Source organism: Sorangium sp. So ce327 (genome assembly GCF_051530205.1).
In the GTDB taxonomy this organism is placed as follows: Bacteria; Myxococcota_A; Polyangia; order Polyangiales; family Polyangiaceae; genus Sorangium; species Sorangium cellulosum_B.
In genome coordinates this window covers 5,453,635-5,470,040 of the sequence record NZ_CP150330.1, presented here as the reverse complement: position 1 = coordinate 5,470,040, position 16,406 = coordinate 5,453,635, and the positions used below count along the sequence as shown (strand labels likewise).

12 protein-coding genes are annotated in these 16,406 nt (G+C 72.6%); 8 read left to right on the top strand and 4 right to left on the bottom strand.

All coding sequences use genetic code 11. The features are described 5' to 3' along the window. The first annotated feature begins 163 nt into the window (after window positions 1–163). From WME95_RS20475 to WME95_RS20455, 5 genes are read left to right on the top strand one after another with little or no spacing between them, the layout of a single operon-like run. Entirely contained in the window at window positions 164–1,513 is a 1,350-nt protein-coding gene (locus tag WME95_RS20475; protein ID WP_437553939.1) for an STAS domain-containing protein, read from the top strand. A gap of 23 nt (window positions 1,514–1,536) precedes the next feature. Next, window positions 1,537–1,932 carry an STAS domain-containing protein gene (locus tag WME95_RS20470; protein ID WP_157906757.1) on the top strand — a complete coding sequence of 132 codons (396 nt, stop codon included), beginning with the start codon at window positions 1,537–1,539 and terminating at the stop codon, window positions 1,930–1,932. Beyond that, complete coding sequence (locus WME95_RS20465; protein ID WP_437300664.1) at window positions 1,913–2,698, top strand: anti-sigma regulatory factor; 786 nt, start codon at window positions 1,913–1,915, stop codon at window positions 2,696–2,698. The genes WME95_RS20470 and WME95_RS20465 overlap by 20 nt, the downstream gene beginning before the upstream one ends. Continuing rightward, on the top strand, window positions 2,695–3,279 hold the full coding sequence (locus WME95_RS20460) for a SpoIIE family protein phosphatase (RefSeq protein WP_437910052.1): 585 nt from the start codon (window positions 2,695–2,697) through the stop codon (window positions 3,277–3,279). Before WME95_RS20465 ends, WME95_RS20460 begins: the two co-directional genes overlap by 4 nt. After that, window positions 3,276–3,755: an ATP-binding protein gene (locus tag WME95_RS20455; RefSeq protein ID WP_437300662.1), complete on the top strand. Its 480-nt coding sequence runs from the start codon at window positions 3,276–3,278 to the stop codon at window positions 3,753–3,755. The genes WME95_RS20460 and WME95_RS20455 overlap by 4 nt, the downstream gene beginning before the upstream one ends. A 57-nt stretch (window positions 3,756–3,812) precedes the next feature. Here the strand turns inward: WME95_RS20455 and WME95_RS20450 are convergent, their stop codons facing one another. After that, entirely contained in the window at window positions 3,813–4,838 is a 1,026-nt protein-coding gene (locus WME95_RS20450; RefSeq protein WP_437910050.1) for a tetratricopeptide repeat protein, read from the bottom strand. A gap of 188 nt (window positions 4,839–5,026) precedes the next feature. After that, a complete protein-coding gene (locus WME95_RS20445) occupies window positions 5,027–6,940 on the bottom strand; it encodes a L,D-transpeptidase (RefSeq protein ID WP_437910048.1) in 1,914 nt (637 codons plus the stop codon). Window positions 6,941–7,225: 285 nt separating this feature from the next. Here WME95_RS20445 and WME95_RS20440 point away from each other — a divergent pair, with 285 nt between their 5' ends. From WME95_RS20440 to WME95_RS20430, 3 genes are all read left to right on the top strand, one after another. Continuing rightward, window positions 7,226–8,596, top strand: a complete 1,371-nt coding sequence (locus WME95_RS20440; protein ID WP_437910046.1) for a hypothetical protein — start codon at window positions 7,226–7,228, stop codon at window positions 8,594–8,596. 142 nt (window positions 8,597–8,738) lie between these two features. Continuing rightward, window positions 8,739–10,010 carry a hypothetical protein gene (locus WME95_RS20435; protein WP_437910044.1) on the top strand — a complete coding sequence of 424 codons (1,272 nt, stop codon included), beginning with the start codon at window positions 8,739–8,741 and terminating at the stop codon, window positions 10,008–10,010. A gap of 53 nt (window positions 10,011–10,063) precedes the next feature. Further along, window positions 10,064–10,312 carry a hypothetical protein gene (locus WME95_RS20430; RefSeq protein ID WP_437910042.1) on the top strand — a complete coding sequence of 83 codons (249 nt, stop codon included), beginning with the start codon at window positions 10,064–10,066 and terminating at the stop codon, window positions 10,310–10,312. A gap of 17 nt (window positions 10,313–10,329) precedes the next feature. Here WME95_RS20430 and WME95_RS20425 read toward each other — a convergent pair whose 3' ends face one another. Further along, window positions 10,330–12,012, bottom strand: coding sequence for a hypothetical protein (locus tag WME95_RS20425; RefSeq protein ID WP_437910040.1), 1,683 nt, complete (start codon window positions 12,010–12,012; stop codon window positions 10,330–10,332). 240 nt (window positions 12,013–12,252) lie between these two features. Continuing rightward, entirely contained in the window at window positions 12,253–16,284 is a 4,032-nt protein-coding gene (locus tag WME95_RS20420; RefSeq protein WP_437910038.1) for a hypothetical protein, read from the bottom strand. Between the last annotated feature and the right edge of the window lie 122 nt (window positions 16,285–16,406).

Sequence of the window (16,406 nt, the reverse complement as noted above, 5' to 3'; positions counted from 1 at the left end):
GCCACGCGCTCTCCGCGGCCGTCTCGTTTCGCCCGCGCGGCTCATCCTCCCGGCGCGCGCATCTGGAGCAATCCTGCGAGGGGATTCGCCGCGCCGCGCACCGGAGGGACGCGCTGCCTGGCGCCACGCACGGCGCGCGCGGGCTTACGACGGGGAGTTCGCGATGAGCGAAGAAGCTCTGCGGCAAGAGATTGCGAGGCTCACGGAGCGCGTCGCGACGCTCGAGCAGCAGATCGAGGGGCACGAGCGCGCGGCGAAGGAGCAGGCCGCGCAGCTCGACCGGGCGACGCGCGAGGCGCGCGAGCGCGGCGAGCAGCTGGCCCGAGCGGACGAGGAGCTGCGGCGACAGGCTGGCATCTTCAAGCTCGTGCTCGACAGCATGGCGGACGGCGTCGCCGTCGTTGACGACAGGGGCGAGCTCCTGATGCGCAACCCGGCTGCGGAGCACATGCTCGGCCGCGCGCCGCTCGACCTCACCTCGGCGGACGACGTGGGGCCCGGCGACGCCACGCTGTTCTTCCCCGATCGCGCGACCCCCTGGCCGATGTCCGAGCACCCGCTCTCGCGCGCGCTGCGCGGCGAGACGGTCGATCAGGTCGAGCTCTTCGCGAGGAAGTCCGCCGACCAGGACGCGCGGGTCGCCCGCCGATCCAACGGCATGGCGGGCGGCGCGATGCCGACGCTCGCGCCCACCGCGGGGCCGCAGGGGGACGACGTCGAGCCGCGGTCGGTCCGCGTGCCGCCGGTGTTCTCCGAGCCGCGCATCGAGACCGGCCCGGTGTCCGGCCTGTTCCTGACGGTGAGCGCCAGCCCGATGCGGGGCAAGGACGGGGCGATCTCCGGCGCCGTCGCCGTGTTCCGCGACGCGACCGAGAAGAAGCGCCTCATCGAGGATCTCGAGGCGAAGAACCGCGACCTCGTGGAGAGCGAGAGCGCCAAGGGCGAGCTCGTCGAGCGGCTCCGATACGCGATCGACGAGATCTCGACGCCCATCCTCGAGCTGTGGGACGACGTCCTCGCGCTGCCGATCATCGGCGTCGTCGACTCGCGCAGGAGCGCCCAGATCATGGAGCGGCTGCTCGACGAGATCGTCCGCCGCCAGTCGCGCTACGTCATCATCGACGTGACGGGCGTCGAGGTGATCGACACGCGGACGGCCGACCATTTCATGAAGCTGATGAAGGCGGTCGAGCTGCTCGGCGCGCGGTGTCGGATCACCGGGGTCAGGCCCGCCGTCGCGCAGACGATGGTGGAGCTCGGCATCAACCTCGGCACCGTGCGCGCCGCGCGCAACCTCAAGCATGCGCTGCGCGAGAGCATGGCGCTCGCCGGCCAGAAGCCGACGCCCGCGTCCCTCATGGGGACCCGCCGCGGCGCGGCCAAAGACAACGAGAAGCAGACAGGACAGCCGTTCACACCTGGCGGCCCTCGGGCCGCCTTCGATCCGTCGGGCAGCGGTGCAATGACCACGACACAGCTGCAGCTCAGCGCGAGGAAGGAGACGTCCACTTGATGCAAGCGGGTAGGGTCCCCATCGTGGGCCTCTTCGGGAACTTAATCGTCTCGGTGCAGGGCGGGCTCACCGACGGCCAGGTGGAGCAGCTGCGCGACGACGTGACCGGGTCGATCGAAGCGCGATCGCCCCGCGGCCTCATCGTCGACCTCTCCGGTGTCGAGATTCTCGATAGCTATCTCACCCGCGCCATCCGTGACATCGCGCTCACGGCCCGGCTGATGGGCGTCCGGACGGCGGTGTGCGGCTTGCGTCCCGCGGTCGCGATCGCGCTCGTGGAGATGGATCTCGAGATCCCTGGCGTGGTGACGGCGCTCAACCTGGAGCGCGCCGTCGAGATGCTCGCGCCGTCCGCGGAGGACGACATGATGCCGCCGGAGCTCACGAACGAGGTGTCGCATGAAGATCCCTCCTCGTGACGGACCGCCCTCCAGCGGCGGCGCCACGGGGCCGCCGTCGAGCCGGTCCAGCGGACCGGTGTCGACGCGCTTGCCGGGTACGCCTCAGTCGGGGCGCGGCCCCGTGCCGTCGTCTCCGCAGATCGTCGGCCGCTCGATCACCGATCAGATCGAGACGGTGCTGGCGCAGTTCCTCTCGCCCGCGGTGAGGAAGAGCGTCATCGACTGCGGGATCCGGCAGGCGAAGGTCGATCCGCTGGTCGCGCGCGAGGGTGATCTCCGGCGCCTCCTCGTCGAGGTCAAGCGCGGGGTGAAGCTGTTCGTCCGCGACCAGGCGCAGCTCGATCGGTGCATCTCCGAGCTCGGTGAGCTCGATCACGCTGCCCCTGCGCCGCGCGAGATCACCATCGATGTGCGCAACGAGGAGGACGTGCTGCGCGCGCGGTCCGCTGGCCGCGAGCTCTGCATCGAGCACCTCGTCAGCGACGTCCTGCAGACGAAGATCGTCACGGCGATCTCCGAGCTCGGGCGCAACATCGTCAGGTACGCGGGCAGCGGGCAGGTCGTCGTCCGCTCGCTCACCTCGCCGATGCGCGCGATCGAGATCGTCGCGCAGGACAACGGGCCTGGGATCACGAACCTGCCGGAGATCCTGAGCGGCAAGTACCGCTCGCGTCACGGTATGGGCGCGGGCCTCCGCGGCACGAAGGCGCTCATGGATGCGTTCGACGTCAAGACGGCGCCCGGCGCCGGGACGACCGTGACGGTCAGGAAGTACCTCGGATGACGGTCGCCATCGGGACCGCGTGCTGCGTCGCCGCCGGCGAGGAGATCGCCGGCGACGAGGTGGTGGTGGTCCGACAGTCCCCGTGGGTGCTGATCGGCCTCGCCGACGGGCTCGGTCATGGTCCCCACGCCGCGCAGGCGGCCTCCGCGTTCTGCCGCTACGTGGAGGACCACGCGTCGATGCCGCTCGAGGATCTCTTGACCGGGGCAGGGGAGCAGCTCGCGTCGACGCGCGGGGCCGCGGCTGCGCTCCTGCGCATCGACGAGAGCGTGGGCGAGCTCGAGTTCTCGGGCGTCGGCAACATCGCGATGAAGGCGATCACGCGGACGGCCATGCCGAGCTTCTGCTCGGCGGGGATCCTCGGGCGGCGCGTGCGGCGGCTCCGCAGCTTTCGCTTCCCCATATCGCCTGGCGACGTCGTCCTGCTCCACTCCGACGGGATCTCCAGCGGCTTCGATCTCGGCGCGTTCCGCGACTTCGATCCAGAGGAGATGGCGCGCCGGATCGTCGACGCCCACAAGAAGTCGTTCGACGACGCCACGTGCGTCGTCGCCGTGGTCCGCGACAGGGGCGCGGCGTGACCCAGCGGTCCCCGCCCGCGTTCAGCATCCCCGTCACGCGCGAGGAGGATCGCTTCGCCTGCGCGGCCGAGGGCGCGCACATCGCGCGCTGGGCAGGGCTCTCGGAGCGCGCCCAGCACGAGCTCGCCATCGCGATCGCCGAGCTCGTGTCGAACGCGGTGCGCCACGGCGGCGGCGGGAGCATCAGCATCCGCGCGATCCGCGATGACACGCAGACGGGCGGCGGTCGGTGGGGCGTCGAGGTGATCGTGCGCGACTCCGGCCCAGGCCTGGACCCGAAGCTGGCGCTGCTCGAGGACGTCGGGCCGAAGAGCGATCGCGGCCCGTCCTCGTCGAGCTCTGCGCGGCTGACGCCGAGGATGCCCGGTCAGGGGCTCGGCGTCGGGCTCGGCGCCGTGCATCGGCTGATGAGCTCCGTCATCATCCGTTCGTCGCCCGGCATCAGCACCGAGATCATCGCCGTCAAGTGGAAGTGAGCGGCGCCCCGCGCGCCCACGCAGCGCGGCGGTCGTGGTGAGGAGCGCCTCGCTCGATCAGTTGAGCTCTTTCTCGGTCCGCTCGTTCTGCTCGGCTTCGAGGAACGTCGCGGTGATCTCGCGCTCGAGCGCCAGGTTGATCTCGCGCTCCAGCGCCTCGATGCTGCCCGCGAGGCGGGCGACGTTGAGGGCGTAGACGAAGACCCGCGCGCACGGGTGGATCTCGGCGCTGCCGCGGAGGCCCCGCTCGCGCTCGTCGGCGTTGAGGCCGTCCAGGAGGACCAGCGCGCGGGGATCGACGCCCTCGGCGACGAGCTCCATCCCGGGCACGTCGGAGATGTAGAGCTCCGCGCCCTCGACGTAGCGCCGGAGCACGGGGTTGAGCGCGGCGACCGTCTTCTGGGCCAGCGTCACGAAGCCCTCGCGGCTCGGCGCCCAGGGGGGCATGCCGAGCTCGACGTCGAGCTCGCGGGAGCGCAGGAAGGCCTGCGTCGCGCCGCGGACATCGCCCCGCTCGTCGCGGATGAGGCCGAGGTAGTAGTGGGCCTCGGCGTGCCGCGGGTCCTTGAGCGCCGCCTCCTCGATGAGGGCGGCGGCCTTGTCGGCCTGGCCGATCTCGTAGAACGCGCGGCCCACGAGGAAGGTGTGGTTCGGGTTGTCGTAGGGGCCCTCGGGGATCCTCGCCGCGACCTGGGCCGCCTCGTCGAGATCGCCCTTGCCGAGGAGCGCGTCGAACTTCAGGAGGAGCGCGTCGATGATCTCCTCGTCGACCTCGGCCAGATCCAGCGCCTGGTCGCACATCTCGATCGCCTGGTCGAAATCGCCGAGCGGGTGGATGTACACCTCGGCGGCGTTGAGCATCGCCTCCAGGTAGGTGTCATCGAGGGCGATCGCCTGGCGGTACGCCTCGATGGCCTCCTCGCCCTCGCCCTCGAGGGCCGCGACGAAGCCGAGCAGGTTGTGAGCCTCCGGCGAGTTCGGATCTAGCTCGAGCGCCCGCCGGGCCGACGCCTCTGCTCCGCGCGTGTCCCCGCGCTGGACGAGATCCCACCCGCGGTCGAGGTGCGCCGAGAACTGGTCCATGGCGGCTCCACAAGTGTGCGAAGGGGAGCCCCGAGTCAAGAGGGAGCCCTGTCAAAGCGACCGTTCGAGCTGTTCCGAGCACGGCCCGCCCGGATTTCCAGCAACTGGCGCAGGCACGACGCCAGGCGGCCAGGCCCGCTAGGCAGGTCCAGGCGAGGCGAGGCGCGGCTCCGGCGCGCGCGGCCCGCTCACTCGTGGATGGACACGAGCGTGCCGCGGTTCTCCGGCGTGGCCCAGACCCCGTGCCAGCCGCGCGGGAGCCTGGGCTCGCTCCAGAAGAAGACCTTCTTCGCGTCGAGCGGCGAGAGGTTCACGCAGCCGTGGCTCATCTCCCGGCCGAAGTTTCCGTGCCAGAAGGCGCCGTGGAGGGCGTACGAGCCGTCGTAATACGCGACGAACGGCACGTCCTCGATGCTGTATGGCAGATCGCCCGCGACCGTGCCGTCGCCGTCCATCGTGGTCGCGATGTGCTTCTCGCGGATGCGGAACACCCCCGCGGGCGTGGGATGGTCCTTCTTCTTGTCCTTCGAGCGCCTCCCCGGCGAGACGAGCGCCGCGAAGACGGGCTTGTCGCCCTCGATCGCGACCAGCGTCTTGCGCGACAGGTTCACGTCGATCCACTTCTCGCCCGGCGCGAGATCCGGCGGCGGGGCGCCGAGATCGGTGTACGTCCCATCGGCGCCCTTCATCCACCAGCCCTCGGTGGTCTTCCGGTACACCGTCGACTTGTGGGTGTGGCTCTCGCCCGTGAGGCCGAACGCCGCGAAGCGCTCGAGCGAGCCGGCCACGGAGACGGACTTCTTCTCGGCGTCGAACTGGTACTTGCTCGCCGACTTCGCGAGGATGAAGCCGACCGACTTCGCGCCCTCGGGGAAGTCGATGCCCTGCGAGGCCGGCGGCTTGATGATGTACATGCGGTCGCTCGGCGCGACGAGGCCCGCGGTCGTCTTGTACCAGCTGCGGCCGTTCCAGCCGAAGGTCTTGTCGACCGCGACGAAGAAGCCCTTGACCATCCGCTTCGCGACCGTCGAGTCGGCGTCCTTGTCGAGATCGGCGAGCGTGACGTTGAGCGGCCTGCCCTTCTCGTCGACGTTCTCCCACCAGGGCTTCTCGGGCTCCTCCTCGACCGGCGCCGGCGCGATGCCGAGCGACGCGGCCGCGGCGACGGCCGCCGCCTTGTCCTCGACTGCAGTCGGATCCGCGGCGACGGCGGCCACCGGCGCGGGGCTCGCGGCGGCCTCGGCGCTCGCCGCGGCGCGAGCGGCGGCCGCCGCGGCGACCTCCTTCTCGGTCTCCTCGTACAGCGCCTCGGCGCGCTGCTTCTCCTCTTCCTTCCGCTTGCGCTTCGCGGAGTCGAGGTACGGCTCGTAGCGCATCATCTCGTCCTTCGAGGGGACGGAGCGGTAGAGCGGCGTGCCGTGGGTCGTGTTGAAGGCGTACTTGTACGGGAGGACCTCGTCGAGGTTCGGCGGCGTGATGCCGAGGCGGACCTGCGGGTTCGACAGATCCGTCGTGGCCGACCTCCCGCAGACGTAGCCGCCGTCGAGGAGGCGGTACCAGCCCTTGGCGCAGCTCCCGCCCTTGAGCGGCTTCGGATCGACCGGCACCTTGCCGCCGAGCCGGATGTAGCCGAGCCGCTGCTTGGAGAACTCCATCGTCGGATAGACCGACGCCTGCGGCATGATCGAGCCGAGCAGCGGCCCCGTGTACGGCGTGTCGGGCGCGGGCGGCTCCGGGGCCTCGAAGGGCGCGGCGGCCGGGGCCTCCTTGGGCGCCTCGGCGGGCGCGGCGGCGCGCGCCGAGGACGCGGGCGCGGGGCGGGGGAGGGACGATGTCCGCTCGGGCGGCGAGTCGCCTTCGGTGGAGGGGCCGGGAGGGGCCTCACCCTGGCAGCCGCTCGCCCACGCCGCGGTGCCGGCGAAGGCCGCCGCGGCGACGAACCCGAGCACGCTGGACACGAGCGAGGTGCGCGCGACGCCGGCGCGTCCGGCGCCCGGCGCCGGTTGCGGGTTCCGCAGGTCGTCGGTGCGGACATTGCCGCTGCCGTGCGATCGTGCGGGGTCCTTCTGCCCGCGGGGGCCGGGCGCCTGAGAGCGGTTCATCGCATCCACAGCGTTGGGCGAGGACCGGCCTTCCCGATCCTCGCGGTCTGATGATCGACCCGTAGGGTCGGGTCGGCTCGGCGGTCTTAGTACCTGGTCACTCACGTGTCGATCCACTTCTCTGCGGAGCGCGCGCCCATCGAGCTGACGACGGCGGACGCCGGGGCAGGCGGCATCGCATGACCATCGCTGTGAGCGAACGACGTGCCACGAAGCCGCGACGCGCGGCGCGGGCGCGCTCCGGGGCATGGATGCCGTTCGGACGGCTGCTGCTAGGGTACCGCCGTGGCGGAACGGACCCCGGGGCGTGGCTTGAACAACACGACGGAGGCCCAGCGCGTGGGCCGTGGCACCGCGGTCGTCCCGCTCGTTCGCGCCGCATCCAGGCGGGCGCTCGTCACCGCGGCCGTCGTCGCGGCGCTCCTGCACCTGCCCCTGCTCCCGACCCCGCTGTTCGCGTGGCTCGACGCGATGTTCGCGCTCCGGGGCGAGCTGGCCGACTACGACGCCGGTGAGACGATCGTGCCGATCGATCTCGATCTCCTCGCGGACGACCCCAGCGCGGTCGCGGCGGCGCCCTCCGCGAGCGGCGGCGAGGGGGCGTCTTCCGCGGCGGGCGCCGCAGCGCCGGCGACGCCGTCGCCCGCGACGCCGCCCGCCGCGTCGGCGAGCGCCTCGCCGGAGGCGCCGGACGCGGGCGCGCGCGGTACACCCGCGCCGCGCCGGAAGCCGCCGGGCGACGCAGGACCGGACGCGTCTGGCGATGGGGGCACGGAGAACGACGGCGACCACCCGAACCTGCGGACCCCGCTGAGCGCCGCGGGCGCGCCGGGCAAGCTCGCGTCGAAGGACCCGAACGTCCAGGTGCTCATCGCCGGCGACCGGCTCCGCAACCACGAGCTCGGCGCGTGGTTCGGCCGGATCCTGACGACCATCCCCCAGTGGCAGTCCTTCTTCAGCGACACCGCCGTCGACCCGATCCGGGACATCGACCACCTCCTCATCGCCGGGCCGCAGCTCCGCGACTCCAGCAAGGTCGTCGCCGTCATGGACTACCGGGCGCCCGAGGAGACCATGCGCGCGGCCGTCGACGTCATCGTGCAGCGGTCGAACGGCGCGTGGATCGAAGACGCCCCCGTCCCCGCCGCCCGGGCCACCGCCGACCGCAGCAAGCGCATCTTCGCGATGGTCCCGGACCGGCGGCTGCTCGTGGTCCTTCCCGCTGCTGAAGAAGATCAGCTGTCCAAGTTGAAGTCCATGAAAGGATTCAACAAATCTTCGGCGGCGGGCATCGTCATCTCGATGCTCACGCCCGCGAACGCGTTCCGCGGGGTCCAGGCGGTCCCGCGCAGCCTCGCCTGGATGCGCCTCACCGTCACGCCGACCAAGGACGGGGGCGCGGACCTCGCGCTCACGGCGGGCGATGAATCCGCTGAAGATGCGCTGGTTCACGCGCAGGAGCTCACGAAGACCTTGAACGCGATCCGGACCATCGACCTGGGGATCACGAGGATCGATGTGGTGGATGAGATCGCCTTCAACACCGACGGGAAGGTCATCTGGTCGAAGCTCCACGTCACGAACCGGCAGCTCAAGCTGATCATGGGCTTCGTGGAGAAGGCGCTCCTGGAGCAGGGCGGCGCGCGGAAGCCGTAGCGCGCGGGGCGAGAGCGGCTGCGCCGGGGCGAAGGCGGCCGGGCCGGCGCCAAGGGGGCCGGGCCGGGGCGGAGCGCGGCCCGGGCCGCGCGGAACACTAGCCAAAGCGGCGGCGTTCAGTTAATCCGACCAGCCCGCGCCGATGACGCCCGAACACTCTCCGTACGCCGTGCTCGATGAGCTTGCCGGACACCCCCGCGGCGACGACCTCGCGCGCGTCGTCCACACCGCGGCCTTCGCCGCCGCGGACGAGCGGCGGACGACCCTGGAGGGCGGCCTCGCGGAGCTCGTCGACCGGGCGGGCCTGTCGATCGCCGACGCGGAGACCCGGTTCGGCAACGTGGTCCGGGCGCTCGAGCGCGGCACGAGCGAGGGCGCGGGGAGCGCGACCCGTGTGCTCCTGGCCACGCTGCTCGCGCGCGGGGTCGCGCTCTCGCCGCCCGACGGGCCGGAGGCGGAGGGCCGCGTCGCCGAGGCGCTCGTCTGGCTGGCGACGTACACCTCCGTCGACGCGCTGACCGCGCTGGACGCCGCGCTGGGCGAGCGGGCCGCGGGCCTCTGGCGGTCGATCGCCGCGCTGGTCCGGCGCGCTGACCAGGGCGCGCTGCCGCAGCTCGGCCGGGCGGGGGCCATCATCGCCGCGGCGGCGCTTCGGGGGAGCGCCTCGCCCGACGCGCGCGCCGAGGCCGCGGCGCTGGTGGACGACGTGCGCGATCCGATCGTGCGCTCGCTGCTGCGCGACGCGCTCTCGCCCGGCAGGCGGCCGAGCCGCGCGCCGAGCGCCAGCGGGGCCGCGCAGGAGGGCGCCGGGGCCGCCGGGGACGAGAGATGGGCGCCGGAGCGCGACGGCGGGGCGACGGCGCGGCTCGCGGGCGAGCTGTCACCGCCGCCGCGCGGGCCGGTAACGCTCGTGCTGCTGGCGGCGACGGGGATCCTGCTCGTGATGCACGTCCTCCGGCTCGCCGGGCGGTTCCTTCTGCGGTACCGCCGGCCCGCCGCGCTGGAGGTCGGCCCGAAGGGCGTGACCGTCCGGAGCCGGACCGAGCTGTTCGGCCGGACGCTGAAGGAGCGGGAGACGTACATCCCGGTCGAGGCGCTCCTCCGGGCGACGCGCGAGGTGCGCTACCCGCGGCTCGCCCTCTACGCGGGGCTCGTCGCGCTGGGGCTGGGGACGTACCTGGGCGTGTCGCTGCTCGTCGACGGCGCGCGCGCGGGCTCCCCGGAGCTGCTCGGCATGGGCGCGCTCGTCTTCGCCTTCGGCGCGGCGCTCGACTTCGGGCTGTCGCACCTGGAGACGGCGACGCGAGGCCGCTGCCGCGTGGTGCTCGTCCCACGGAAGGGCCCGGGGGTCGCGCTCGCGGGGATCGAGCGCGACGCTGCGGACCTCGCGCTGGGCAAGCTGCCGCGCGCCTGAAACTTGGCCGGATCGCGCCGCCTCCGCTAGGCCGATCGGGCGAGGTGATGGCGATGCGCTCGAAGACCGAAGCGATGGCGGGGCTCAGGCGGATGCTGCACGACATGCTGACCGCGCGGGAGGGCGGGGAGAGCGCTCCCCGCCTGGCGCGGGTGAAGGGCTGCGTCGACGGCGCGATGCGCGCGCTGCTCGACAGCGGGCAGGTGACCCGGCAAGAGCTCCTCGATCTCGTGGCCGCGGAGCGCGCCCGCGTGAGCGGCCCGGCGACGGCGGAGATCCGCGCGGTGTCGCTGAGCGCCTGACGGCGCGGCGGCGCCGATCACGGCTGCGGGCAGCTCTGGTTCGTGGCGAAATCCCAGCAGGCGCCGCTCACCCCGGCCGCGCCGTCGCTTCCGGGGGAGCCACCGAGGCCGGCGGAACCGCCGTTGCCAGCCGTGCCTCCCGTGAACGGCACCTCGGCGGCCGCGGGGCTCGGCGTGACTTGGTAGGCGATGCCCACCGCGTGGCCGCCTCGGCCGCCGCCGCCAGGGCCGCCATCGCCGCCCGCGCCGCCCTTGCCCCCCATGCAACCCGCGAGCGAGCCGGCGCCGGAGACGCGACTCCCCCCCTTGCCCCCCATGCCGCCCTCGCCGCCGGGGCTTCCACCTCCGCCCTCACCTCCATGGCCCGCCTTGCCGACGGCGATGGTCACATCGGTCAGCGCCAGCTTGGTCCCCAGGCTGAGGATCCCGATGCTCGACCCGCCGGCCTTGCCACCGCCTCCTCCCGTCCCACCGCAGCCGCCGGCCCCGCCGCCGCCGCCGCTGGCGCCCGCGCCGTCGATGTAGCTACCCCCGCTGGACATGCAGAAACGTCCTGCTTTCGCGCCGCCGCCGCCGCCTCCGCCTTGACCGCGCGTCCCGCCGACGCCTGCGCCGCCGTCCCCTCCGGTGATGCTGGCCAGCGTCAGCGTGGTGCCGTTGCCCGCTGTGCCAGCGCCGCCAGAGGCGCCCCTCGCGCCGCTCGCGCCGTCCCTGCACTCCACCGTCTCTCCCGTCTCTCCCATCTGCCCGTGTCCGATGCCGCCGACGCCGGATGCGGGCGGGGAGGCCGCACCCGGCGTCCCGTCGCTGCCGCTCTGCCCGCGCCCTTCATCTACAGCGGGCTGTCCACCCAGGCCGCCGGCGCCGCCGCTCGTCTCGCCATCCGCGCACGTCGTTACGCCGGGCTGGCCGCTGTAGACCGCCACGAGGCACGCGCTCGAGACGTCCTCCAGCGCGTCCGCTCCATCCTGCACGACCGCCGTCGTCTCGCCGCTCGCGCCGTTCACCCCGTTCCCTGCGATCACGTCGACCTGCTCGAGCTGCGCGTCGATGTCCGCGACCGCCACGCCGATCGACGACCCGCCCGGAGCCGTCGCGCTGGCCGCGCTGATCGTGAAGCTCCGCACCCGTGTCCCGCCAGCGTCCTCCGTCAGCGTGAGCGCCACCTTGTTCGCGGGCCCGTCGATGGCGCTCCGCGCAGCCGGGCTCCACGTCCAGCCCGCGCTGCAGTCGAAGCCGCCGATCACCTCGACGGCCTCCCGGACCGTGACGCTCTCCTCGAATACTCCGCTCGAGCACGCCAGCACCCGCTTGCCGTTCGCTTTCGCGAGCGCCTCCGAGAGCGACGCGTACGGGTTGGCCTTCGTCCCATCTCCTCCGGACGCCGCCCCCGCGCTCGCGAACACCGCGCACCGGTCCACCGCCGTGCTCGCATCCTGGGTCGGGTCCGGCTCGCACGTGGGGCCAGGACCCTCGCCGCCGCCCGTCGTTTCGGGGGGGCAGTACCTCGAGTCTTCCTTGCAATCCTCGGCGTAGGACAGCGGCCAGCACCCGGCGAGGTGCAGCGCCACGACAGCCGACGCGGCGGGGAACAGCCACAGCGAGAACGGGACGCCGATCCGCCGCCGCGCGGCGCGCCGCGCGGGCGCGCCGGCCTGATGCTGCGCTCCACCGGACGGCGCAGGGGATGCGTTGCTCACCGCGTTGCTGCTCGTTCGTTCCGTCGCTCTCATCGTCCCAAGCCTTTCCTGTGACGCTTCGCTCTGCCTGCAGATCCTCGCAGAAGACGCACCCGCGTCCTGGCCGCGCCGACCCAGGAGCATACCCAGTCGGCGGATCGCCTGCTCAACGGCGATCCGTCGGCCGAGTGCTCCAGGGGGACGCCGCATGCGGCGATCCCGTCGTCTCGCGGCCCAGGCGCTCGCGCTCCGGCGCGCGCTTCAGGGGGCGACGAGCGCCACGTCTCCCTTCGTGGTCTGTCCGCCGACGCGCCACCAGTTCGCGATGAGCAGCCGCCCGTCCGCCTCCACGATGCGCGAGAAGGCGCCCGCGAACCCCTCCTGCTCGATCTCCTGGATGAGCCAGCTGTGGCCGTCGCCGCTCTTCGTCCCGATCGCGAGCCGCAGGGTACCGCTCGTCGCGTCCTGGTAGCTGATGCGCACCTCCCCGGCTGCCGTCACGAACACGTTCGCGTCGTCGCCGATGAGGTGCTGCCCGTCCTCGAAGGGGACGCCCTCGATCCCGAGCCCGTCGTCCGCCACCTCGGAGGGCTCGACCTCCGTGCCTCCCTTCACCCGCGCGTACCGCAGCCCCTCCGAGCGGCCGTCCGCGTAGGCGAGGTGCCAGTCGCCGGCGCGATCGATGAACAGCGACGTCCCCATGCCCACGTCGCCCGTGTCCGTCCCGTCAGGCGCCGCGCCGTCCACGATGCGGGTCTCCCACGCGCCCATCGACCTCGACGCGATCACCACGTCGCCGTGGATGCGATCGTAGAACGCCAGCCCGAACCCGCCCGCATTGTCGGGCGCCAGCGCGACGTAGTCGCCGATCGCCTCGGGGTACGTCTCGAGCCGGTTGCCGTCGGAGGTCGCGGCGCACGCCGGCGAGCCGCCGTCGTCGATGCATGCCTGTCCGGAGGCGCACCCCGGCTCGCAGTCGCCGGCCGCGAGCGGCGTCGCGCAGCGCCCCGTGCTCCGGAGGCACTTCGCCCCGGCGCCGCAGAGGAACGCGCGGCACGGCGTCGCCTCGTCCTTCGCCACGTCCTCGAACCGCCACGCGCCCTCCCCGGGTGTGGCGCTCTCGCCGGTCGCGATCCGGACGCTCGACGTGACCGCGCCGCCCTCGCCCGGCTCCATCGCGAGGTAGGCGATGACGGGCAACCCCTTCACGAAGAGCAGCTTCGCGTAACGGCCGATGTCGCTGCTCGGCGCTTGCTGCACGAAGCTCACCGCCCACGTGTCGCCCTGCCGCTGCGCGAACTTGAGCGCGCGGTTCGTGCGGTCGTAGTAGGCCACCGCCGGCTGGCCGTCCGGCCCGACCGCGATCGACGTCCAGAGGCCGACGTCGTCGCCGGGGTCGGTCTGGCCCCCGCGGAACCCGCTCACGTCGAACCGGGCCGGGTCGACCGGGGGCTCCGCGGGCACCCCGTCGATCGCCTCCCACGCGACCGCCTCGCCGTCCCACGTGCCGACCACGAGGTCACCCCACGCGAACGCGTTCCGCCAGTCGGCCTCCGCGTAGCCGGCGACCCAGACCGTGCGCTTGTCGGCGGCGACCGCGACCGAGGTGTACGCGCCGATGAGCCCGTGCTCCAGCGTCATGCAGTCGGGCGCGACGCATCCAGGCTCCACCTGCTCCGGCTCTTCGCTGCACGAGCATCCGGCGTGCGAGCCGAGGAGCGCCATGACAGCGATCCCGGCCAGCGCGCCCTTCGCGCCGCGCGCGCCTCGCCGCGCAGGGGGCCGAGGCGACGAGCCCCGGTCGCCGCGCCGCGCGAGCCGCAAGACCGCCGCCGCGACGGCGAGGCCGAGCCAGCGGACGCCCGACGGCGTCTCGCCGGCGCCGCCGGCCACGACGCAGCCGCAGCCCGCCGACGGGTCGACGGGGACCCGGCCGCGGAGGATCGCCTGCCGCGCCGTGCCGAGGTTCCCCTCCTCGTCCACGGCCTCGACCTCGATGTCGACGGCGTCACCGACGTCCACCGACGTCGTCTCCGCCGCCGTCGACCAGGGGGACCACGCGCCGTCGTCGAGCCGCACGCGCACCTTCGCGCGCGCGGCGTCCGAGACCCGATCGCGCACCTCGAGCGGCGCCCGGCCGTCCACCGCGGCGCCGACGGAGATGACCGGCGGATCGACGTCGACCACCATCTCGACGGTCGCCGGCGTGGGATCGAGCGACAGGGGAGCGCCCGCGATCCGCGATCGCACCGAGATCACGTGACGCCCCGGGAGCCGCAGCCAGTCGTCGCGCAGCTCGACGATGCGCTCGCGCGTGAACGGGCGCCACACGCCGCTGTCGATGCGGTACGAGTACTCGACGGCCCGCGTGCCGTCGTCGAGCGGCGAGCTCATGACGAGCCGCGCCGTCGGCCCGTTGTCGCGGGTCATCGTGGGCAGGCGGAGCCCCTCGGCGCGCACCTCCTTGCGGCTCAGCTCGGCCTGCGTGTCGCTCCTCGCCGAGCGCTGCTGCGCCGTCGTTCCGAGCGCCGCGAAGATGCCGAGGTAGTTGTCCTGCCCCTTCGTGAGCTTCCGCAGGCCGGGGGAGCCCGCGCCCTCGGCCGACTCCGGGATCACCAGCGAGAGCCCGAGCGCCGAGAGCGGCCCGTCGAGATCGATCGCCGGGATGCCGCCGCCGATCAGCTGCCCGAGCTGACCGCCGAGGAGGCCGCCCAGCGCGTCGGCGATGGACTTGGGGTTCTCCCGGAGCAGTCCATTGTTCGTCACCTCGCCGTTCTCGACCCTGAGCGCCTCGATCACCGGCGTGAGCCCCTCGGGGGTGACCGAGAGGTTCATCGGCACATCCACGTCGAACGTCGCCGTCATGAACCGGATGAACCTGTCGAGCGACCAGACGTAGAAATCGAAGCTCGCCCGGTCCAGCTGGATGCGGATCAGCGGGTCGTCGCTTCCGTTCGTGCCATTGCCAAACGTGAGCCGAGGGGGCGCCTGCGGACGGATGACGACCGCGACCTGCTGCGACTCGCGCTGGAGCGCGAGATCCTTTGCGGAGGGGGCCAGCAGCCCCAGCGTGCCAGAGTTGAGGAGAGGCACCGTCTCCGTGGAGATACCGAGACAGAGCAGGCCGCTGTTGTAGAGACCGTTCATGGCATAATTCGCGAAGCGCTCGGAGAACGCGAGACCGACGTGGGGGCCGGGAAGGTCCGCTGGCCAGTCGGAGACGGTGTTGGCGACGAGCTCATCGGGAATCGGGATGCCCGCCGGGAGCGCCATGTTCGACAGCGGCACACATTTCGATGTCGGCACCGGCTCGGCGCCGCCGTAGAGGCCCAGGGTGAGCCCGTTGCCGACCGGGTTGAGGTCGCCCCACGCGAGATCGGAGCCGTCGTCCCGCTCGCTCGTGCCGCCGCCGGCGAGCAGGAGGTCGAACCCGCCCTGCGTACCCGGGGAGATGCTCGCGAGCAGCCGGCCGAGATCGATGTGGCCCTCGACGCCGAGCAGGATCGAGGCGCACTCGTCGTTCGCGTGCGTGCCGTAGCGGCAGACGCCGCCGATGTCGTTCGTGCCGTCGGGGCAGGCTGGGTCCTGCGTCGGCTCCGCCTTCAGACAGAGCTGCTGGTCGAGCTGGGCCTTCAGCGTGTCAGCGAGCGAGCCGGTCAGGAGGGGGAGGACGATTGGGCTCAAGAAATCGAGGATGTCGCCGGCGACGGAATCGCCGCAGTCGAGCTGCAGCCTCGACTCGAGCTGATCCTCGTCGATGCCGAGCCGGACGATCTTGACGCGGGAGTAGCCCTGCCGCGAGTGCTGCGGATTCACGTCGATCTCGACCGAGAGCTCGACGTCGAGGTTGATGTTCGTGAAGGTCTGGTCATCGGGCGGGCACGCGTCGTTGCCGTTGAGGGTGGCGATGACCGTGCTGTCCGTGACGAGGAAGTCGATGAGGATCGGGAGGTTCTGCAGGCGCACCGGCAGAGACCCCCGGATTCGCAGGTTGTGCGGGGTCCGCGGTTCGAGATGAAGCGCCGCGCTTCCCACGTCGATCTCCGCTGCGCACCTCGGCGGGCTCGCGTTCGGGTCGGCTCCACCAGGACAGACGGTGTAGTCGACCAGCGCGGACCCGGAGGACCGGGGGATCGGGAAGGTGATGATTCCACCGTCCCCGCCCCCGAGGAGCGCGCGCCCGAGGACACCCAGGTTCTGCTCGAGGAACTCGACGCCCGACTGCGTGAGCCGCGCCGCGCCGGCGTTCTCGATGCGGTCCGCGGGCTTGAAGCCGGCGGGGAGGGGGGTCATTCCACAGCCGGCGCACCCGCCTCCCGAAGCGGCACATCCGGCGATGACGAGGAGAACAAGGATGGCGGAGAAATGCTTGATGACGCGGGGCATAAGGAACCCTCCGGGGGAGCACGACCCGC